General features: G+C 33.2%; 19 protein-coding genes. 16 read left to right on the top strand and 3 right to left on the bottom strand.

Annotation, left to right across the window (positions count from 1 at the left end):
- The first annotated feature begins 55 nt into the window (after window positions 1–55).
- From F6K06_RS25810 to F6K06_RS25745, 14 genes are all read left to right on the top strand, one after another.
- Window positions 56–178, top strand: coding sequence for a hypothetical protein (locus F6K06_RS25810; RefSeq protein WP_287244512.1), 123 nt, complete (start codon window positions 56–58; stop codon window positions 176–178).
- A gap of 64 nt (window positions 179–242) precedes the next feature.
- Window positions 243–977: a hypothetical protein gene (locus tag F6K06_RS25805; RefSeq protein WP_287244510.1), complete on the top strand. Its 735-nt coding sequence runs from the start codon at window positions 243–245 to the stop codon at window positions 975–977.
- 216 nt (window positions 978–1,193) lie between these two features.
- Complete coding sequence (locus F6K06_RS25800; RefSeq protein ID WP_287244507.1) at window positions 1,194–1,808, top strand: IS200/IS605 family accessory protein TnpB-related protein; 615 nt, start codon at window positions 1,194–1,196, stop codon at window positions 1,806–1,808.
- Between the two features lie 175 nt (window positions 1,809–1,983).
- Window positions 1,984–2,205: a hypothetical protein gene (locus F6K06_RS25795; protein ID WP_287309036.1), complete on the top strand. Its 222-nt coding sequence runs from the start codon at window positions 1,984–1,986 to the stop codon at window positions 2,203–2,205.
- A 94-nt stretch (window positions 2,206–2,299) separates the two neighbouring features.
- Window positions 2,300–2,773, top strand: coding sequence for a hypothetical protein (locus F6K06_RS25790; RefSeq protein ID WP_287244502.1), 474 nt, complete (start codon window positions 2,300–2,302; stop codon window positions 2,771–2,773).
- A gap of 185 nt (window positions 2,774–2,958) precedes the next feature.
- The gene (locus F6K06_RS25785) at window positions 2,959–3,372 is read left to right on the top strand and encodes an SxtJ family membrane protein (protein ID WP_124146027.1); all 414 of its coding nucleotides are present in this window, start codon (window positions 2,959–2,961) and stop codon (window positions 3,370–3,372) included.
- Window positions 3,373–3,537, top strand: coding sequence for a DUF5989 family protein (locus F6K06_RS25780; protein WP_192901158.1), 165 nt, complete (start codon window positions 3,373–3,375; stop codon window positions 3,535–3,537).
- Between the two features lie 371 nt (window positions 3,538–3,908).
- Window positions 3,909–5,111 carry an SGNH/GDSL hydrolase family protein gene (locus F6K06_RS25775; RefSeq protein ID WP_124146026.1) on the top strand — a complete coding sequence of 401 codons (1,203 nt, stop codon included), beginning with the start codon at window positions 3,909–3,911 and terminating at the stop codon, window positions 5,109–5,111.
- Between the two features lie 283 nt (window positions 5,112–5,394).
- Window positions 5,395–6,597 carry an SGNH/GDSL hydrolase family protein gene (locus tag F6K06_RS25770; RefSeq protein ID WP_124146025.1) on the top strand — a complete coding sequence of 401 codons (1,203 nt, stop codon included), beginning with the start codon at window positions 5,395–5,397 and terminating at the stop codon, window positions 6,595–6,597.
- A gap of 1,328 nt (window positions 6,598–7,925) precedes the next feature.
- Window positions 7,926–9,164 (top strand): SGNH/GDSL hydrolase family protein, encoded by a 1,239-nt coding sequence (locus tag F6K06_RS25765; protein WP_287244497.1) that lies wholly within the window; start codon window positions 7,926–7,928, stop codon window positions 9,162–9,164.
- A 931-nt stretch (window positions 9,165–10,095) separates the two neighbouring features.
- Window positions 10,096–11,448: a hypothetical protein gene (locus F6K06_RS25760; protein WP_124146023.1), complete on the top strand. Its 1,353-nt coding sequence runs from the start codon at window positions 10,096–10,098 to the stop codon at window positions 11,446–11,448.
- A 580-nt stretch (window positions 11,449–12,028) separates the two neighbouring features.
- Window positions 12,029–12,202, top strand: coding sequence for a hypothetical protein (locus F6K06_RS25755; RefSeq protein WP_161564621.1), 174 nt, complete (start codon window positions 12,029–12,031; stop codon window positions 12,200–12,202).
- A 586-nt stretch (window positions 12,203–12,788) separates the two neighbouring features.
- Window positions 12,789–14,039 (top strand): SGNH/GDSL hydrolase family protein, encoded by a 1,251-nt coding sequence (locus tag F6K06_RS25750; RefSeq protein ID WP_124146022.1) that lies wholly within the window; start codon window positions 12,789–12,791, stop codon window positions 14,037–14,039.
- A 1,200-nt stretch (window positions 14,040–15,239) separates the two neighbouring features.
- The gene (locus tag F6K06_RS25745; protein WP_375339683.1) at window positions 15,240–16,655 is read left to right on the top strand and encodes a hypothetical protein; all 1,416 of its coding nucleotides are present in this window, start codon (window positions 15,240–15,242) and stop codon (window positions 16,653–16,655) included.
- A 240-nt stretch (window positions 16,656–16,895) separates the two neighbouring features.
- Here F6K06_RS25745 and F6K06_RS25740 read toward each other — a convergent pair whose 3' ends face one another.
- On the bottom strand, window positions 16,896–17,960 hold the full coding sequence (locus F6K06_RS25740) for a hypothetical protein (RefSeq protein WP_240039070.1): 1,065 nt from the start codon (window positions 17,958–17,960) through the stop codon (window positions 16,896–16,898).
- 664 nt (window positions 17,961–18,624) lie between these two features.
- On the opposite strand from F6K06_RS25740, the gene F6K06_RS25735 reads away from it, so the two are divergent.
- The gene (locus tag F6K06_RS25735; RefSeq protein ID WP_124146020.1) at window positions 18,625–20,424 is read left to right on the top strand and encodes a hypothetical protein; all 1,800 of its coding nucleotides are present in this window, start codon (window positions 18,625–18,627) and stop codon (window positions 20,422–20,424) included.
- Between the two features lie 679 nt (window positions 20,425–21,103).
- Here the strand turns inward: F6K06_RS25735 and F6K06_RS25730 are convergent.
- Both F6K06_RS25730 and F6K06_RS25725 read right to left on the bottom strand, forming a co-directional pair.
- Entirely contained in the window at window positions 21,104–21,289 is a 186-nt protein-coding gene (locus tag F6K06_RS25730; RefSeq protein WP_124146019.1) for a hypothetical protein, read from the bottom strand.
- 6 nt (window positions 21,290–21,295) lie between these two features.
- On the bottom strand, window positions 21,296–22,495 hold the full coding sequence (locus F6K06_RS25725) for a hypothetical protein (RefSeq protein WP_124146018.1): 1,200 nt from the start codon (window positions 22,493–22,495) through the stop codon (window positions 21,296–21,298).
- Window positions 22,496–22,517: 22 nt separating this feature from the next.
- On the opposite strand from F6K06_RS25725, the gene F6K06_RS25720 reads away from it, so the two are divergent.
- Entirely contained in the window at window positions 22,518–22,667 is a 150-nt protein-coding gene (locus F6K06_RS25720; RefSeq protein ID WP_161564620.1) for a hypothetical protein, read from the top strand.
- Window positions 22,668–22,701: the final 34 nt, after the last annotated feature.

Raw genomic sequence — 22,701 nt, 5'->3', positions numbered from 1 at the left:
TTTTACGTGTTAAGCTGATGCTTTTTCCTACAGAATACTTCCCCTATATCTGAAAATGAAAATATATAACCCACCCCACCCAGGCGAAGTGCTTCAAGAACTCTACATTGAACCTTTGAATCTGACCGTTACTAAGGTCGCAGAAGCTTTAGGTATAAACCAAGAAACATTGCTATAGCAAATATTATTGACACCCTTAGACAAGCTTTGCTAATCTTGGGAAAAGTGATTAAATGTAAGTAATGGCCAAATCTCACGGTTCCTTAACAGGGATAGAAGCAAAAATTGAATATCATCCTGTTTTTGAGGAACTGGGAGAATTATATGAATCCTGGAAACGCTCTGCTGTCAACTGGATGCAAACTGAGAAGTTGTCAGAATCAGAAGTAGAAAAGCGTCTAATGAAGCGGTTTAACATCCAATGGGCATGGGCTGATTCAATTGCTACTGAAGCCACTCAATGTTTAAACCAATTAAAAACAGCTAAGGATAACAATATCACTAAATTAGAGTTACAAATCCAAGCTAAAACAACTGCTGCAAAAAAACTCATCACTAAACTAGAAAAAACTTTAAAATTAGCAACAAAAAAAGGTTTTCCGCATCTACAAGCCCGAAATATTTTTTTTCATCAATTGCTAGGTTTAAAGAGTAAAATTCAGAAAATAGCTAGTCTGAAACGAAAATTAAAGCAGTTAAAAAACACAGAACGTTTACATATTTGTTTTGGCTCACAGAAATTATTTAATGCTCAACATAATTTAGCAGAAAATGGATATAAAACCCAAGAAGAATGGGGTTTAGATTGGAGAAAAAAACGCTCAGGCAGATTTTTATGTGTAGGAAAATCTCAGCCAGGCGGTGGAACTATGCTCAAAGTTTTCCCATTAAAAGAGGATGGCTTATATCAATTACAAGTTCAACTACCTAGACCATTACAAGACAAATATGGTCAGAAAATACAGTTAGAATTTTAAGTTTCAGATAGGGATGGCAGATATAGAGCAACAGATTTAGATTATGCCATAAATAATTTAAAACCAATCACAATTCAAGTTTTTCGCAGGGAGTATAAACAGGATAATTGGTATGTACATCTTTCTACTTATGTACCAGAAATACCAGTAGTTCATATAAGAAAAAATGGTTGTATAGGTATTGACTTTAATGCTGATTCAATTTCAGTTACTTATGTGAAGTGGGATGGTAACATTGAATATTTAGAAGAAATCCCGTATAAATGGAAAAATCAAACAACAGGACAACGGCAAGCATCCATGAGAAATATTGTTTGCCAAGTTGTGAAATTAGCAGAATTTTTTGAATGTGCTATTGCTATTGAGTCTCTGGATTTTACCAAGAAAAAATCCAAGATGAGCGAGGAAGGTAAAGTTTATAATGAGATGCTTTCCAATTTTTCTACGGGAATGTTTAGGGAAGCTATATTGTCACGTTGTAGAAGATTTGGAGTTGAATTAATTAAAGTAAATCCAGCTTTTACCAGTGTAATTGGAATGATTAATTATATGGCTAAGTATGGCCTGAATAGTGGCACTGCTGCAGCTTTAGTAATTGGCCGTAGAGCGTTAAAATTATCAGAAAAAATACCACAGTGTTTGTTGAGACCAGAGGATGTCAACAAACATGATTGGAGTCATTGGAGGCGAGTTGCTAGTTTTATTAAACTACATCGTATCCAGAGGACTCAACTTTTTCAGTGGAGGAAAGCCCTTGAGGGAATCCTAACCCATAGTTTATGGGCAGAACATCAACTTTCTGTGCAAGTACACATTGAAACGGGTGAGTAATCAAATCATTTGCAGTCACCGATGGCAAATGTATAGCTTTGTCTAGTTTTCAAGAAGGTGGACATACTAATACTGGAAAAACTATGACCCAGACTTTAATGAAGCAAGAAATAGGAGAAATAGATGATAGAGCGAACTATAGAGGAACTTGGTAAAATTCAATGTATTTGCATTAATGTCATTTGGGCGCTTTCACAGCATGGGTTTGGTGTTGGGAAAGAAGGTAACTCTATCAAAGTTACTATATTTATTGAACATTAACTATTGTCCAACAGTTGAAGAAAAAATCATAAGTACTAGAGAAGCATCTTTTTTATTAGGTATGTTTCGTCAACGTTTATTAGTTTTATTAGCTCAAGGAAGAGTCAAAGGATCTCAAAAAAATGGTAGATTCTAGAATTTCATTTAGTATTGTTCTTAAGTAAAATTAATTATCAAAATTGCCTTTTTATTAAAAACTAACTATTGTCCAACAGTTAAGGGAAAAAATTATGGGTACTAGAGAAGCATCTTTTTTATTAGGTATATCTCGTCAACGTTTATTAGTTTTACTTGCTCAAGGAAGAGTTAAAGGAGCTGAGAAAAAAGGTAGATTCTGGGAAATTCCAGTTTCAGACAGTGGAATGCCTGTAATAATTCCGGCTCGGCGCGGTCCGAAAGGTATGTGGCGCAAGAGAGAATCTACCACACCAAAAATGATTCATGTCAATCAAAACAAAATTCAAAGTAATAAAAAGAAGCCTCCAACAGAATTGGAAGCTGTAGTGTCAGTTAAGCACAGCGGTCATAACTATTATGGTTATGAGTTATATATTTCAGGTCCTTGCCAAATCGTCTATCGACCTTACAAACCAGCAAGTTGTGGCGCTCATCTATGGATTAATACTTTTGATTCTGTGCAATTTATAGATACTAAATCCAATCCAGCTACGGCAAGACAATCTAGTAAACAAATATACGCATAGTTTATTTCCATCTTAGGGTGAAAAAAAGTGCGTCTGTTTGAGTCTACGAACGCTGAAAAAGCTTACTGGGTGACCAGTGTTTAAGGCTTTTGGGCATCACTACCGTTCTACCCAACTTATATTGACTTTTGATAACTTTTCTGCTAGGAGTTAAAAGTTAACGAAATATTGATTATGCATAACTAATGAGCGATCGCGAGATACCGAAAATTGATAAGAAGGGTCTCAGGGAATTTGGTCTAATAGTGGGTGGTGTTTTTGGCGGTTTATTCGGTCTATTACTACCGTTACTCCACAGACATTGGCCTCCTCCTGCATGGCCTTGGATAATTGCTACTCCTCTATTGGTATTGGCAATTGTTTCACCCCCAACTTTGGGACCTGTTTATAAGTTTTGGATGCGGGTGGGAATTTTCCTGAGTAAAATAATGACTCCCCTATGGATGGGGTTAGTATTTTATCTTGTAGTTATGCCAATGGGTTTGATTATGCGAATGTTTAAAAAAGACCCAATGGAACGACAATTGAATACTGAAACTTCAACTTATCGGGTGATGAGTCAATTAAAAACTAGAGAAAGTATGGAGCGACCTTTTTAAATGTTTGAAGGAATATTAGACTTTCTCAAAGACCTTTGGGGTTTTATGGGAGAGCGGAAAAAATATTGGTTATTACCTTTGATTATTACTTTAGTTTTGTTAGGAGCTTTGATTGTTCTGAGTCAATCTTCTGTAATTGCACCGTTTATTTATACTTTGTTTTAATTTGACGTTTAAAAAAGCGGTCAGCGGTCAGCAGTCAGCAGTCAGCAGTAAACGTTTAGAAGGGGACTGTTACTCTTCCACGCACCTTTCGGTTTATAGAAACTGGGGATTTAAACCAGAGCTTCTAAAAGCTGTTAACGGAGTTCCTCTGCAAGAGGCTAGCTGTTTGCGGAGCATTCCGGTATGGAAATGGTAAAAGCTAATAGCTAGTTAACTTTACATTTCTAGCAGAAGGTTTTAGTTACAGGTACTAATAACTGTTAACTGATAACTGATAACTGAAAAGTTGGGTTTATCCCCAGGATAAACTCTGCTAATTTTCCTCAACCCAATCTACAGGATCAAAATACAAAAAAATTATAGCTGAGAGGATGATTAAACTAAAAACTTTGGTGGTAAATTTAGGTATGATTTTCGCCAGTTTATTTGTTGGGATAGCGATCGCTGAAGTAGGAGCAAGAATTGCTGGTTTGGAGGGTTTAAAAAAAATGTCGGAAAGTACCCATGCAGAATTTTATCCTACATTTCATACTATTCCTCATCCGGTTAGAGGTTGGGAATATAGAGGTAATGTTTCTGGTTGGTGGACGAGCGAAGGAAAGGCTTATTTAGAGTTTAATAGTCATGGTCTTAGAGGACCGGAAATTACTAAAGCAAAACCAGAAAATACTCTAAGAATTGCTGTACTTGGGGATTCTTTTACTTCAGCAGTGCAGGTTTCTTATCAGCAAACTTTTGTGGCAGTAATGCAGAAGGAATTGGGAAAATGTACTAATTTAGAAAGTCAAAAAGTAGAGGTAATTAATTTTGGAGTGGATGGTTATGGAACTGCCCAACAATTATTAACTCTCCGAGAAAAAGTATGGGATTTTCAGCCGGATATTGTGCTTTTAGCTTTTTTTATTGGCAATGATGTTACTGATAATTCTCGACAGTTAGAAAATAATCATTATCGACCTTTTTTTGTTTATGAAAATGGGAAGTTAGAATTAGATTTATCTTTTAGAGAACTAACTATTAGTCAAGCAAACCGCTACATGATTACTACAGTCGATAAATTACCAACTTGGCTAGTAAATAATGTCAGAATTTTACAAATTATCAAAAAAGTAGAGGCAGATCAAAAGAAGAGAAATGCTGCCAGACATTTTGAAAATTTACAAGCTAATAATTTTAGAGAACCGCCAAATTCTGCTTGGCAAGAAGCTTGGAAAATTACTGATGAACTAATAGGAATCATGGCAAAAGAAGTACAAGAAAAAGGTGCAGAATTTAAAGTAGCTAAAGTGATGACTCCGATGCGAGTTCATCCAAATCAAGAATGGCGAGAAGGGTATATGAAAATTATGAATATTCAAGACTGGTCATATCCAACAAAAAGACTGCAAAATTTAGGAGAAACTTATAATTTTTCTGTGATTGATTTAGTCGAACCTTTTGATGATTATGTTCGGGAAAATCCGGTTTGTGTTCATGGGTTTAAAAATACGACAATGTGTACGGGACATTGGAATGCTACAGGGCATAAATTAGCAGGAGAAATTATTGCTGAAAATTTATGTAAAAGGTTATAGCGCTACGCGCAAGTTAAAAGTCAAAAGTCAAAAGTTAAAAGTAATTCCTGTCTAGGTTTGAGCATTTAAAATGTCCTAACTTTTGCTTCGACTGCTATATAGGAGAGTGTGGGAAGTGTGGAAGTAGGGGAGTAGGGAAGAAAGTTAGTATTTTGGGCAAATAAGGGCAGAAAAATCAAAGAAAAATTCTTCCTCCTTTCTTCTGTATAATTCTCCTGAATTTTTAATTCTGACTCCTACCCTTATCAAAAGACTTTTTATTAAAAAATAAACCTCCAATTTAATGAAAAAACTCAAGAATTTAGCCATCAATTTAGGATTAACATTGGGTACATTAATATTTACTCTGACAGTAAGTGAAATAGGATTAAGAATAGCAGGAATTGAGCATCCAACGATAAAAATAGATGGAGATCAAAATCCTCTCCATACTTTCAAAGATATGTACAGAGGTTGGGCAGGAAAACCTAATGGCAAAGGATTTTGGCAGGAAGAGGGTATCCCTTCTGAAATAATAATGAATAGTGCAGGATTTCGCGATTATGAACGGAGTAAAAATAAACCAGAAAATGGATTGAGAATTGCTTTATTGGGAGATTCTTTTACAGAAGCACTTAATGTCAAATTAGAAGATACTTATGGTGCAATAATGGCAGAAAAACTACAACAATGCCCTGTGTTGAAAAACCGAAAAGTAGAAGTAATAAATTTTGGGGTAAATGGTTATGGAACAGCACAACAATTAATGACTTTAAGGGATCGTGTTTGGGATTATCAACCAGATTTAGTCATATTGGCTTTTTATCCAGGTAACGATCTTAGTAACAATTATCGCGGTCTAGAACATGACCATTTACGCCCTTATTTTGTTTACCAAGATGGGCAACTTGTGGCAGATATGTCATTCCGAAATTTGAAGTTTTGGCAGAGAAATCGTTATGCTTTTTCTATTGTAGATTTCTTGCCATATTGGTTGATAAAAAATTCTCGAATTCTACAGTTAATTAGAAAGGTAGATCTTGATGCTAAACGCCGTCAGTATAATCGGGATTACAATGCAATTAATATAGATTTTTATAAAGAACCAAAACCCAATTCTGATTGGGAAGAAGCTTGGGATGTAACTGAGGGTTTAATTAAGTTAATGCGAGATGAAGTATATGAAAAAAAGGCAGATTTTATGCTGATAACAGTTAGTCATTCTTCTCAAGTACTTCCCGATGTTCAAGAGCGCGATAACTTGAAAAAAATTTTAAATGTGTCAAATTTATTTTACCCAGATATTAGACTAAAAAATTTTGGGAAAGAGGAAAATATACCAGTTTATAATTTAGCTGGACCTATTTGGGATGAGGCTAAAAAAACAGGTAAGTGTTTACATGGTTTTGATAATGCACTTCCCTGTGGAGGTCATTGGAATGTAGAAGGTCATAAATTGGTAGGGGAAATAATGGGAAATTATTTGTGCGAGAAATATGGCGGTTAGGAGTCAGGAGTTAGGAGTTAGAAGTCAGAATTTTATATCAAATTCATGATGATTAGTTACTTTATTGCCACTGAAACGAAGTGGAAGGAAGCAATTTTAGGGGTGGTGCGAGATTGCTTCCTATTGTCGCAATGACGACTTTTGTACAAAATTCGCGATCGCTCAGACAAATATACTATTTTTAGTTGAATAAAAAGTCATGCGTAGGTACGAACAAACCCCAATAACATTTATAATATCACAAAAATTGTGAGGGTGGAACCGAAAATCCTTTGAGCCGCCGATTTTTTCATGAGCTTCATAAAATGAAACTGTTTGTGGTTTTCTACTGAGGAGAGATAGAAGGTAAAGATTTGATGATGGGAAAAACAAGCATTTCTATGAGCTTCACAAAATGACAATATTTCTAGTATTTCTCCTGGAAAAAAAGCCTGAATATTTGATTGTGTCTCAGTCAGGAATTTTAGTTGAATAAAAAGTCATGCGTAGGTACGAACAACCCCTAATAACATTTATAATATCACAAAAATTGTGAGGGTGGAACCGAAAATCCTTTGAGCCGCCGATTTTTTTATGAGCTTCATAAAATGAAAATGCTTGTGATTTTCCACCCTAGGAGAGATGGAAGGAAAGATTTGATGATGAGAAAAACAAGCATTTCTATGAGCTTCACAAAATGCCTAAATATTTGATTGTGCCTCAGTCAGGAATTTTGGTTGAATAAAAAGTCATGCGTAGGTACGAACAAACCCTAATAACATTTATAATATCACAAAAATTGTGAGTATGGAACCGAAAATCCTTTGAGCCGCCGATTTTTTTATGAGCTTCATAAAATGAAAATGTTTGTGATTTTCCACCCTAGGAGAGATAGATGGAAAGATTTAATGATGGGAAAAATCTGATTCTAATCTTAAAAGTAGGGGAGTAAGGGAGTATTTTTCAATCTTTTTCTTGTATTGCCTCTATTCCACTCCCGACTCGTAACTCAAAAATTTTTACGCGGGCAAAGATAGCAAATGCTTTCTATATATATGTAATATATGTAGATATAATCCCGTTGAAAAGTGGTCATTGGGACGATAGGAAGTAATCTCAGGGACTTTCAAGATTGCTTCCTTCCACTCCGTTCTAGTCGCAATGACCTAAAATAACTAATTATTAAAATTTGATATGAGTGAAAAAAGTTTCTCTACTGTATCTCCATAAATTAGAAAATTACCCCAATTGTTTATACTTTCAGGTACTATATATAACTTGGTTTTTAACTTAACTTATTGTCAATACTAAAACTAAGAATAATCTCTTGCTCAACTAACCTAAATATAATGAAAAAACTTCAGAATTTAGCCATCAATTTAGGATTAACAGTCAGCACATTAATATTTGCTGTAACAGTGGCAGAAATAGGTCTAAGAATAGCAAAAATAGAAACTCCACCACCACCAAGAGAAGACTCTAATCAAGAACTTTTATATACAGCAAAAGATCCAAATCGAGGTTGGGCAGGAAATCCTAATGCCACAGCATTTTGGCAAGGAGAAGGTATACCTTCAGAATTAAAAATGAATAGTGGAGGGTTTCGTGATTATGAACGTAGTAAAACTCAACCTGAAAATGGATTAAGAATTGCTTTATTGGGAGATTCTTTTACAGAAGCACTTCATGTCAAATTGGAGGATACTTATGGTGCAATTATAGAGCAAAGATTACAACAGTGTCCTGTATTAAAAGACCGGAAAGTTGAGGTAATGAATTTTGGTGTACAGGGTTATGGAACAGCTCAACAGTTGATGACTTTAAGACATCATGTTTGGGATTATGCACCAGATTTAGTAATATTAGTTTTTTATGCTGGTAATGACCTCCGCAATAATTATCGCGCTTTAGAACACGATCATCTCAGACCTTATTTTGTCTATAAAAATGGTCAACTTGTTGAAGATATGTCATTCCGCGATTTAAAATTTTGGGAGAGAGATCGTTATAACTTTTCTATAGTAGATTTTTTGCCATTTTGGTCTGTGCAAAATTATCGGATTTTACAACTAATTAGAAAGGTGGATATTGATGCTAAACGCCGTCAGTTTGAAAAAGATTATAGTGAAATTAATCTAGCTTTTTACAAGGAACCACAATCAAATTATGATTGGGAAGAAACCTGGAAAGTTACTGAAGGTTTAATTAAACTAATGAGAGATGAAGTATATGATAAAGGGTCAGATTTTATGGTAATAACAGCCAGTGATTCTTATCAAGTTTTACCAGATATTCAAAAGCGTGATGGATTTAGAAAATCTTTGAATGTACCGAATTTATTTTATCCAGATATTCGGTTAAAAAATTTTGGTAAGGAGGAAAATATACCAGTGTATAATTTAGCTGGACCTATTTGGGATGAAGCGAAAAAAACGGGTAAATGTTTGCATGGTTTTGATAATGCGGTTCCTTGTGGAGGTCATTGGAATATAGCAGGTCATAAATTTGTCGGGGAAATAATGGGAAATTATTTGTGTGAACAATATACTACTCGATTAAGCAAAGAAGGTAAAAGGGAAACCCTCTAATATCGTTTCACGGAAGTCAGAAGTCAAAAGTTAGATTTAATAGGCTAAAAATTTTGACAATACAGTAGTTTCAGGCAATTATTTGACACTTAAAGGAATGAAGCTATTTGTGACATCCTTAAAGTGAATTGGTATAAATTTATTTATCTTTTCTTTTGTGGGTTTAATACCCCACCGTCTACAGAATGCTTAAAATTGTTTGGGTTTGAATACCGATGTAATTAGAGCTTCTGCCTTCTGCCTTTCCTACGCAATGCTGGGCAAACAGCACACATCGCCTCCAGAATGTAGGACGCACATCTGACAGTCAATCATTTTTGATTTGTAATTGTTTTAGGATTTTGTAACTGGTCAGTTATTTCCGCCATCCTGCAATAGCTGCCTTCTTCAAGGAATTTGTTAAGGATGCTTTATACCAAAGCACTTTGTTTCTCAAAATAATTCTTTTTTTTGGCTTTTCATAAATTAAAATACTTGCTGGAAAAAAAAATTTTATTGGTAATCGAAAAAAGTTTCAGTAAGTTTAAAAATTAATATAGCATTTTTCTACAGACACGAAGTACTTATGTTTATGGTTTTAGGGAATAGGTAGTAAGAAAGATGGGGAGACAGAATAGGAAACAAACAAAAAATCTTTACCGTTGGCCGTACCAAATCGATCTCCGAATATGCTGTAATTAATAATTAAAAATTATTTTTGGCTCTCTCTTGAAAATGGATGGGATTGGCGAATAGGATTTCTTCTTTAAGTAAGAAGATTTATAGCAGTGGAAGGAAAAGTGAAGACATATCAAAAGCTGAAAACTCAGACAAAGCAATATTTTTCCTTCTGCCTTCTGCCTTCTGCCTTCTGCCTTCTTCCTTCTTCCTTCTTTCTTCTTCCTTCTGCTATAAACCTTAATTATTTGGTAAATAAAAATTCAGCAATGCCATGAAAAATTTTAAATGGATGCAGGGAATCAAAACAGGATTCAGTCTAGTTACGATTAACTTAGTTTTAGGATTTATAGGATTAGAGATTGTATCATTAGGTTTTTATTATTTTCAGGAAAATCGACTATTTTATACGAGAGAAAGTACTATTTCCAAAGTAAGAGAAGACCTGGAAAAAACTGGAACTAGACTGGGTGCAAATTTAGATAATGAATCAATATTAGAGCGAATACATCCGTTTTTTGGCTATGTGCTAAAAGCAGGAAGTTTTACCCATGAAGAGTCGGGAATAAGAATTAATAATTATGGTTTTGTCTCTCAGTACAATTATCCTTTTGTTAAAAGTAATAAGAATCAATTTATTATTGGTATTTTTGGCGGTTCAGTTGCGAATAATTTTGCCGTTGGTCTGAACATTAATCAATCCAGAGGTAATGAAGAATTTATCAATAACTTAAAAAGTATACCTGAGTTAGTAGATAAAGAAATAATCATCCTATGTTTTTCGGGGGGAGGTTATAAACAACCACAGCAATTATTGATTTTAAATTATTTTCTTTCTATCGGCCAAGAATTTGATATGGTCATCAATATAGATGGTTTTAATGAAGTAGCTCTATCTCATCAAAATAATCAAGCAAAAATAGAATTAACTCTACCAAGCATACAACATATTTTACCTTTAACAAGGTTAGCTAGTGATGATTTGTCTGTAATGAAAGCAATTGTTAAAATTAGCGAACTGAAACAGAATTTATCAACTGCTATTAATAAGTTAGAAAGTTGTCAACTAGCTTCGTGCCATAGTTTGAGAAGTTTGCAAGTCAAAGGATTATTAGAAAGCTATCAAAAAGAGATTATTAAATACGATCGACAGATAGCTCGAAATTCTCAAAACCTTGATAGTGACAGTCTAGTACATTTGAAGAAGATGCCTGAAGTATTAGAATATGAGGTAGCTTTTGAGAAGATAGCAGAAAATTGGTATGAATCATCACTAACAATGAATCAGATTTTAGCCGAGAGAAATAAATGGTATTTTCATTTTATTCAACCTAATCAATATTATCCGACTGAAAGAGTTTTTAGCCCGGCAGAAAAAGTTCTAATTATTGAAGGAAATCCTTATTCAATAGGAGTAAAAAAAGGTTACCCAATGTTATTTTCTAAAATTAATAACTTACGAAAAGCCAACGTAAATATATTTAATGGTGTGAATATTTTTGATGAAGAAAAAGAAGTAGTTTATCGAGATGCTTGCTGCCACTATAATTTTGTTGGAGACACAATTTTAGAAAGGTTTGTTGCTAATTCCATCAAAAATGTAATGGAGAATCAAGATAAAAATTAGAGTAATATAACAGTTGAAGGGTAAACATTTCCTGCGAAATGCTGCGCAAACAGCGGTCAGCTATCAGCTTCATTACCTTTAGTTGACAACTAAAACTCGTCGTTCTTGTGCTTCAATTCTCTGGTTGAAAATGTAGTATAGCTTAAGCGAATGCTTGCTTCATTTATTAAAAATATCAGAGCTAACTGTTAATAGGTGAATGCTTACTTTGAAGGAAAGGAAACTGAGATACCAAAAGATTAAAGCTCAGACAACGTTAGATTTTTCCAACTTCAGCCTTCTTCCTTCTGCTGTATTATCTGGCTTAAAATTGAAAGTTAGTTAATATGAAATATCAAAAAGAATACTATGAATAATTTCCCTGCTTAAAAGACTTTACCTAGAAATGTCGATTTGAATAAAAACAGGATTTGACTCTAACTAAATGATATATAGACTATTCCTACTAAACATCCCCAATAATAAAAAATCAAATCAATTATTCCACTCTTATTCATCAATTCTTTCTCCCTGCTCCCTGCTTCCTACTCCCTATGCGTGGAGGAGGTGTCTACTGATATCATGTCCGGTAGCATCGGTCTTGTATAGCAAAGGTAAGGAAGAAGGAAGAAGGAAGAAGGAAGAAGAAAGAGGGAAGAGGAAAGAAGGCTACCCTCGCAAGAAAAAACCATCATTTCCTGTAGATATTCACCCTTGGGTTTACACAAACGATATAAACGGACATGATATGATACCATTTCTCTGTAAACAATAAACTTAATAATTGTTGCTCAGACCTGATTAAGCTGACTATTCTCATCTTTATATTAAATGGAACTTCATAGAGAAATAGAGAAATGGTATGACTCGGTCCTCCTGTAAACAGTCTAATTATTGTTCTGCTGATTAAATCTAAAAGCATTGACATATAAAGACAAGTGCCTTTTTGGGGCCTTTAAAAAGTGCATGGTATCACGTCTAAAACGCTCATGCATGGAGCGTATTTTAGGCACATAGTTGGGCAGAAAAATCACTCTTATACCAATTTCATAAAATATTGCAAAGCGTGACGAAACAGGGAACAGAGAACAGGGAACAGGGAAAGAAAAACATAAATATTAAAGAGGAAAAAAGGTGGAAATTTTAGAATTTATGGAATTTATAATTTTTTCTTTTATGAATAAATCACAAATTAAGATGTAACTGCCTTTTTTGAATTTGGTATTACAATTCTTACTCCTACCTCCTCGCTCATTCCCATTTCTTCTGTCTCCTGTCTCCTACCCCAGCAAAAAGACTTTCCATACGCAAACCCTAAGTATTTGTAGCAAAAATTTTAGTATTTCATATAAGTAGAGAAAATGAAAAAGCGACAAAATTTAGCAGTAAATATAGGAATAACAATAGTTACATTTATATTTGCTGTGATAGTGGGAGAAGTAGGATTAAGAATATTAGGAATTGCACATCCCCCACCACCTAGAACAGATGAAAAATCAGAAAATAAATCTCTATATACTGCTAAAGATCCAAATCGAGGTTGGGCAGGAAATCCTAACGCTACAGCATTTTGGACAGGAGAAGGTATACCTTCAGAATTAAAAATGAATAGTGGAGGGTTTCGTGATTATGAACGTAGTAAAACTCAACCTGAAAATGGATTAAGAATAGCTTTATTAGGAGATTCTTTTACAGAAGCAATTCATGTCAAATTGGAGGATACTTATGGTGCAATTATAGAGCAAAGATTACAACAGTGTCCTGTATTAAAAGACCGGAAAGTTGAGGTAATGAATTTTGGTGTACAGGGTTATGGAACAGCTCAACAGTTGATGACTTTAAGACATCATGTTTGGGATTATGCACCAGATTTAGTAATATTAGCTTTTTATGCTGGTAACGACCTCCGTAATAATTATCGTCCTCTAGACCACGACCATCTCAGACCTTATTTTGTCTATAAAAATGGTCAGTTAGAGTTAGATATGTCATTCCAGACAATGAAACCTTGGTCAAGAGGTCGTTATGTTTTTTCAATGGTTGATATATTACCAATTTGGTTAGTGAGAAATTTTCGGATTTTACAGTTAATTAGAAAAGTTGATATGGATGCTAAACCACGTCAATTTTTAAATGATTATGGCAAAACTATTGTTTCTTTTTATCGAGAACCTGAATCAAATTCTGACTGGGATAAAGCTTGGAAAGTAACGGAAGATTTAATTAGGTTAATGAGGGATGAAGTCTATGAAAAGAATGGAGATTTTATGTTAATGGCAGTTAGTGATTCTCATCAGGTGCATCCCAGTTTGGAACACCGTGAAAAATTTAAAAATTCTCATAATTTGTCAGATTTATATTATCCAGACCGGAGAATAGAAGCGTTTGGCAAACAAGAAAATATTCCGGTTTATATTTTATCTGGACCATTAGTAGATGAAGCGCAAAAAACAGGCAAGTGTTTATATGGATTTGATAATGCAGAACCTTGTGGAGGTCATTGGAATATAGAAGGTCATAAATTTGTGGGGGAAATAATGTCAAATTATTTGTGCGAAATATATGATTTCACAGAAGTTAGGAGTCAGGAGTTAGGATTCAGGAGTCAGTAGGTAGAAAGGAGTTTTTCAGTGACTTTAGAGTTAAAAATAGGTATAATTTGCCACTATTGTTTTGGGTGAAAATTTACCACTAAGTACCTAGACAGAATTAATTGTACATTTTTGATTGCTCTGTCGTAGAGTCATAAAAGGATGCCAAATAAATTTATATACAAATAATTTTGTCTACCTACTTATAGCGTTTCTTAGCCTAATGAGATACACCTATCTTTATTTGTCTTCTGTTTCCTGTTCCTTAAAACCAAGGAATGCGCGTACCTCACGCTTCTTGGAAATTTCTATAGTTGAATTTCATACATCAAATCAGCAACGCCAAAATTAAAATGTATAATACCAAATTGATAAATATTTGCTACAAATAGCGAGGGTCTTTCTTAGAAGTAAACCCACCCCTAACCCCTCCGGTGGAGGGGAAGTCAGGGGTCAGAATGAATGGTTTCAATACCAGTTTTTAGGTCCTAAATTCTCTTTTCTGTCAAAGGGACATTTCCTGTAAAGCCTTTTAATCACACTTACTATTCGTAACATTCTTTTTTCAAAATGGTATAATAATTAAAATTAACCATCAGAGAATTTATTGGATAACTGAAACATTAGTAAGATTATTATTTTATCAACAATAATACTTGATATTTTGACCGAAAATTTTGGTCAATAGCCTCCCCTTTTAAAATGATAAAAAGTGGTTGACGGAATGACTGGTGTTAAATTCAAATGATGCCTGATACCGAAAAAAATATATCTATAAATCAACAGGATAAAGTAATGCTATACTTAGGTAAAATTTCAGTTATTAAGTAATTAAAAATATCTGAATCACTTTTTTGCTAATTTTAGCCAAGTTAATGTTAATTATTCTTGTGTTTGATTCTCCCTATACGGACGTTACATACAACTACTACTCCCCCTCCTGGGAGGGGTTAGGGTGGGTCTCCTACTATGCGAAAATGTAGAAAAGTTTTTGATAAATTCTATAAGACCAAAACTCATAAAGTATGGAACCATTAGATAAGCTTTTAAGATTACAGAATTGCCAAAAAAAATCCTTAACTGAACTGTATCTATCTATAGACTTATCTACTTTCTTTCTTCCTTTTTCCCTCTTCCTTCTTCCTTATCCAAAAAATCTTTAACTGAACTGTATTAATCTATAAATATATCTTCTATAAAATGACTATGAAAAAACTGGGTATGTTCAAAGATTCCAAAGAACTATGGAAAATTATTTTGATTAACATAATTTTGCTATTTATCTTTTTAGAATTAGGTTCTTTGGCTTGGTATTTTATCAGGTATAAGCAATTTTTCTACACGAGAGAAAAGGTGGCAAAAACCAATCAAGAGGAAGAACAAGAAAATCAAGCAGAAAATGAAAATAATAATGCTAATGTCAATACCAATATGATGGGAATAAATTTAGCAGGAATTAGGTTAGAAGATTCTGTAATAGAAAGACTGCATCCTTACTTTGGCTATGTTCAAAAACCAGGACCAGATTTTCGAGAAGGGTTTAAATACAATGCTGCTGGTTTTATTTCTCCTTATGATTATCCCTATCAAAAAAAGAGTGATAATCAATATATAATCGGAGTTTTTGGTGGTTCAGTTGCCTCTAACTATTCAATATATGAAATTCAGAATCAAATTTTGGTCAATAAATTAAAGCAAGTTCCAGAACTTAAAGATAAGGAATTTATTATCTTGTCTTTTGCCACAGGAGGCTATAAACAACCGCAACAATTAATACTATTAAACTACTTTCTCTCCATCGGTCAAGAATTTGATATGCTCATCAATATAGATGGGTTTAATGAGGTAATTTTGGCAAAAGCAAACAATAAAAATAATATTGATATTATGATGCCAAGTACCAATCATGTTGTGCCGTTAACCAACATAGCTAATAATAGTCTCTCGACAAAATCTATTAGAGCAATGTTAAAAATTAACGACAGTAAAGATAAATTGAAAGATGCTTTAGAAACTTTAGATAAGTGTCAAGTAGCTTACTGTTATGCCTTGACATCAATTTATGTACAAAATCTAGCAACGACCTATCGTAAAAATGTCAAAATATTTGATAAAGAAAGAAAAAAAGCAGCTCAACAAGCTGCGGGAGAAACTGAAGCTAGTATCGTTTATTTCTATGCACAATCTCCTCAACTAGAAAAATCAGAATTATATGAGACTATGGCAGAACATTGGAAAAAAGCCTCCATAATGATCAAGCAAATTGCTGCTAATAATAATATTTTATATTTTCATATTCTACAGCCAAATCAATATTACCCTACCAATAGAATTTACAGTGAAGCAGAAAAGAAAATTGCTTTTGATTCTGATACTCCTTTTAAAGAAGCAACAGAATTGGGGTATCCAGTGCTTTTAAGTAAGATAGATGATTTGAAACAAAATGGTGTGAATATTTTCAATGGTGTAAATATTTTAGATAATGCCAAAGAGATAGTTTATATTGATAGTTGCTGTCATTACACGAAAGCTGGAGAAAAGATTTTGTCTGAATATATAGCTAATTCAATCTTTAATACACTTGCTCCAAATCAAAATCAATCGGTAGATAGTAAAAATAAATCAAATAATAGATAAATATAGCAATCCTAACCTTATTTGGGTTGTAATATTTTGATGGCACTTAGGAGTCAGGAGTCAGAATTTACTCATGTTTTCAGTTCAAATTAACTATTAGACCTCTCCAGAAAAGAGGCAATAGGGAACAGGGAACAGGGAGAAGTAATTGATAATTTATGGATAATAATTGATTTTATTTTTGATTTTTGGAGATGTCTATTATCAAAAATTTCACAACCAATGGGCGAATTGCTATATCTACTGAAAAAATTCTTCAGAGAGATACTTATCTATTACTTCAGCAGCTAATCTATTACCAGCAATATTCCAATGAATATCGTTAGGTTTGTAGAGAGGAATTTGAGTCCCCGCAGTCACAAATTCTTCAACAATGTCAAGATAATATATATTATTTTTGACAAGTGCTTGAGATAATAATTTGTTAGGGTGTCGAAAATCAAATTTATTGGGAGTAAAATTATAACTAGCAACTACTTTATCTCTTAATTCTTTGATAACTTGTACTTCATCAGGCATTAAGACTACGACTAAAGTAATATTTCTGCGATCGCAGATTTCTTTGATTTTTAATAAGTCGCCCAAAGCATCATTAAAATGTTCTTGAAATTCAGTTTCTTCAGGATTTTTGAGAAAAATATAACTCCTCTTTTTTGCCTCTTCCAGATGAAAGTCATCCGGTACAGTAGGTAAATCTTCTCGATACTCTATATTATGATGATAAAGATTACCTTCAAACTTACTATTCACCTTAATTAGGAAATCAAAAAATGAGAAAACGTAAGAATCTTGAACTTTAAGTAATCTCCGGTCTTGTTGTGATTTATAGTTATCAGAAAAGTCATTTCCGACGTAAAAAGATAACAATACCATATCAGGATTTAATTCTAATCCTTCATTGACTAATAGGGATAAATAATCTTTCGGCCCAATAGCAATTATACCCATATTAATTAATTCTATTGGCTGCTGACTATCTTGATTAAGTTTTGACTCCAATAGAGTTAGAAAATTATGTTTGTAGGGAATACCTCCATAAGCAAAAGAATCACCTATACCCAAAATTCTGTATGTACCTTCTGCTTTTTGTTTGCTAAATTCTACATCTTTAAATCCCCGAGAATTTAATTGGAAGTCATAATCTGTAGATAATGGTTTCCCACGCCAACGATTATAAGATGAGGGGTCGTAGAACATAAAAGATGGATTAATTTTGTGATAAATTCTGAATGTGACTTCTGTTAAGCCAAAAGTTATTAAAGATATAATTGCTGTTTGACGGAGGATAGAAAAAATTTTTTTCATTATTAAAATTAAATTTTCTAGGATGAATGTTTTGATTGGATTAAGTACAGTTAATCTAGATTAGCGATCGCTAAGATGTTAATATAACACCAGTAAAAAAAATACCTATAAATTAACTTTTTCTAGATAGATAAGCGCGATATGGGAGGTTTGAATTTGGCAATCTGGAAAATTAAATTTGAGTATAAAATTTCCCATTCCCCATTCACTATTGTCTATCCCCTTTTTTGATAAATATGGAATGTTTTGACTGGATTAAATACAATTAATCTAGATTAGCGATCGCTAAAATGTTAATATAACACCAGTTTAAAAATATCTCTCTAAATTAACTTTTTCTATCTATATAGATAAGCGCTATAGGGGAGGTTTAGACTTGGCAATTTGGAAAATTAAATTTGAGTATAATTTTTCTCCATTCTCCATTCCCTATTCCCTATTCCCTGTTACCGAATAATTAAGGTTTAAAGTCTCTCCTTTAAAAGAGAAACAAGCGGTAGTTAGCGCAGCTCCCCGAAGGATGGGATGCTGAGGGAACATAGCCATATCCAATTGACCAAGAGAGAAAAAATTTTCCTTTTATTCAATCCTCTTCCTTTTAGGGAGAGGTAATTATTAATTATCCATTATCAATTATTGAACTGTTCCCTTTTTTTTGATAAATATGCAACGTACTCATTCTAAATTAGTTTTAGGAATAAATTTATGTTTGGCGATAATTCCAGCTATAGTTCTAGGAATTCTTATTCTTAAGTATAGTTTGAATGTACCGATTCAAGACCAATGGCAAATTGCTGCTGTCTTTGAAAAAGTTAATGTAGGAACTTTGTCTTTCAACGATTTAATGGCACAGCATAATGAAAGCAGAAAATTTTTCCCCAGACTAATTTTTATCTCCTTAGCATTTTTGACAAAATGGAATATTAGATATGAAATTTTAGTCATATTTTTACTTGCCTGTATAGTTGCTGTAAATATTTATCTTTTAAACCAATTAACAATTAATGCTTCCCCAATCAAAAGTCTGACCATAGCATTAGTATCTAATATTTTTATTTTTTCTGCAGTGCAATATGAAAATTGGTTATGGGGTATTCAAATAGTTGTTTTTATTCCCATTGTCTGTATTACTACCTCTATATTAATTGCTTATTCTCAACTGAATAATACAGCAAAATTTTTAATTTGTATGTTCTTGGCAACCATCAGCACTTTTTCTTATGCTAATGGTTTATTAGCCTGGGTAATTGTCTTACCAGTTTTAGCTTTAGCCAAACTAAAATCTTGCTCAGATATACGAAAAAATATCAAATTATATATCCTCTGGATAATTGGATTTATAGCAAATATAGCCTTATATTTTTACGATTATCAAAAGCCATTATCTCATCCTAATCCAGTAGAATCTATTCAATATCCAGATCAAATATTTCAATATTTTCTAGCATTTATAGGTACTGCTCTTGGTATAGGTAGCAGTATACAACCTCTCAATAATTCAATTATTCTTGGTTCCATAATTATTACCCTATTTATTTGTTTGTCTTCTTATGTACTATGGCAGATTAAAGACTATCAAATTCGGTCTCAAAGCATTGGTTGGATTATGCTTGGTTCATATACAGTTATTAGTGCCTTAGTTACATCCATTGGTAGAGTTTCATTTGGTATAGAACAAGCACTTTCCTCAAGATATACAACCTTTTCCACTTATCTCATTATCTCCATAATTCATTTAACAATTATTGTGGGAGAGGATTGGATAAAAAAAGAATACTTGTTAATTAATAGAAGCCTATTCTCAAAAATTATTTGCTGGTTTCTCGGCATAATAACTGTTCTGCAAATACATAATTTTACCTACAGTATAGAAAAGATGAAATCATGGCGACAGAATTACTTGAAATATAAAGGATGTTTATTACTCATTAATTTTACTCACGATAACTGCCAAAATTTGATTGATTATTACTACTTTGAATCTCATAGACAACGGGCGCGTTACTTAACAGAAATGGGTTTTTTACACCCTGCTTTAATTAAAACTAATCGCATTCAAGACCTTGTAGATACTAATAATGAGAGAGAAGTAGAAGGTATTTTTGAGAAGCTAGAATTCATTGGTGAGAATAATTTACTAGGGACTGGTTGGGCAATATTTACTGATACGGGTTTACCTGTAGATGCCATTGTTTTAAGTTATGATAATTCTCAAGGTGAATCTATTGTTTCTGCTGTGGCAGATATGACAATGCCAAGACCTTATCTGGTGAAAGAATTTAATAGTCAAAAATACTTTAAGTCAGGATGGCAAAAGGTATTGTCTACTCATAAATTTCCTCAAGGAAATATTAATGTTAAAGCTTGGGCATTAGATACAGATACCGCTAAATTTTATCAAATTCCTGGTACTTATGTAGTTAATAAAAATGGTGAAAATCTTACTGTTTTGTCAGGTAATTAAAGAAGGAAGATGGAGGAAAGAAGAAGGAAGAGGGAAGAAGGAAGAGGGAAGAAGAAAAAATTTATAGATATAAATAAGTTGTAAAGTAAGATGGTAAAAGCTCCTTTTTAGCCAAAAATTAAAATTTTTTAGGGAAGAATGTACACAAAATAACCAGTGCATTTTAATTTTCATAAAAAATAGTTGCAGCTTAGATATAGTAAGATATTTAACGTTCAGAAAATAGAGGATAAATATACAATTAATTTTGCTTAGGTACTTAGTATTTTTTTTCATAATTGCTATAAAACTATCCCTCACAGCTAGATATAGCTAGCAAATAAAAACTTAACATTAAATGACCAAAAAATCAGGTCAATAGCTTCCCCTTTTAAGGAGATAAAAAAAGAGAATTCCGTATTTTCGTAGCCTCCCATTACAGGAGGTGCTGATAACTGATAACTCATAACTGATAACTGAAATGACCTTTTGGTAAAGTCGAAATTAGTCGAGAAGTAACAGGGGAGGTTAGACAGGTAGATATTTATTTTTCTCCGGTCTCAAATCCTCCTAATTCTGGCCTAAATTTAGGAGTATTGGGTAAAATATTATTGAGTGATTCTTTAATTGAACCATTTCAGAATCAAACAACCTTGAATGAAGTTAGTAGTTGTGTGTTGAAGTTATTTTATTTCCAGAGTTAATTGCAGCGATAAGCAAAACGGAATCGAGAATATATTCCAGAATTATATTTGCCTAATTTATATTTTGGGTTGAAAAAAGCGCCGTCTACACGGTGTTTACAATTGGTTGGGTTTTGAGTCCCAATCCATTTTTTTTTCCTTCTTTCTTTCTTCTTCCTTCCTTCTTCCTTCTGCCATAGCAATCTTCCTTATTCAAAAAAATTATCGATATCTCTTACTAAATAATCGAATAAAATATCCGCAGCTAATAAATTTCCAGCACTATTCCAATGAGGTTCCCGAAGTAAGTATAAAGGACGATTTTTTTGTTCTCTTCTAAATCTATCTAACATATCTATATAAGGAATACTATTAGCCTCCAAATATTTCCTCAAAATCTCTTGCTGACAAGTCGTATTATAAGACTCTCGCTTCAAATCATCATATTCCGCAAAAATGTCATTCAACAATTCATCATTAACTTGATATTCATCGGGATAAATTGCCACCACAAACTGAATATTTCGAGACTCTAATAAGGCTTGCATTTCTGAAATACTCTGAAAAATATAGTTAATATTATCGTCTCGCTTGCCCTCAAGTAAATCTCTAATCTTACAGAATTTGAGCCTACTTTTTTCTACCCGCAGAAAAGCTTTTTCAGATAAAATTCCCGGTGACTTTTCCCGTTCAATAATTGGAGCTGATGCTAAATTTAAACTAGCAACTAGAGAACTACTAAACTGGGCAGAATCCTGTTTAGCTCTTTGTAATTCCTGGTAAACTTGATATTTCTGCTGTAAAAACATCAATAATCTAGACTTACCAATAATCGGATAACCAAAAATAATTAATTCATCTTCCTTATCTATATCTATATAGATACCATTGACAATAATTCGTTTTCTTTCTGGGTCAGCATCCCGAAAATCATTACCAACAAAAAAACCTAATACTACTAAATCCGGATTATATTGCAACCCGTATTTTTTCAACATAGCTAACTGCTCCCCAGTATGAGTTCCTGGATAGCCTACATTAATCACATCAACTTGCTGTTTGCCATAATAATTATCAAAATTTTTCTCCAACAAAGCCGTATAATTTCCTTCTTTTCCACCAGCCCAATTAAACGAATCGCTAACCACTAATAATCGAAATTTATTCTGGTCTTTTTGCAAAGGATAATCTCTATCGTTAAAACCAAATTGATTATTACCATTAATATAAGGTCGTACTCTAAATCCTAAATCTGAATCGTACTGATAGAGACCTTTAAATAGATAAGGCTCCAAAACAATCATCACAATTTCTACCAAAAATAGAGGTATAAATATCCAGGTAAATGTTAATAATAAAAATGTATTAAAATTTTTCCAGTTAATCAATTTGAGGAATTTTGATAACATAATAGAGAATAAGGAATAGAGATTGAAGAAGGAAGAAGAAAGAAGGAAGAGGGAAGAAAAAGTGGATGGGGATAGTCTTCGACAAGCCGCTCCGCGTCTACAAACCACAACCAATTGTAAACACCCTGTAGACGGTGGGGTATTAAACCCAAAATCAAAAGATAGGGAATAAAAAATATAGCACTTCGCCCTGGTATAGTTTCCAA

It is taken from the genome of Okeania sp. SIO1H4 (assembly GCF_010672695.1).
GTDB lineage: Bacteria > Cyanobacteriota > Cyanobacteriia > Cyanobacteriales > Microcoleaceae > Okeania > Okeania hirsuta.
Note: the sequence above shows the minus strand (reverse complement) of the source record. Positions and strands in the feature narration are given on the sequence as shown.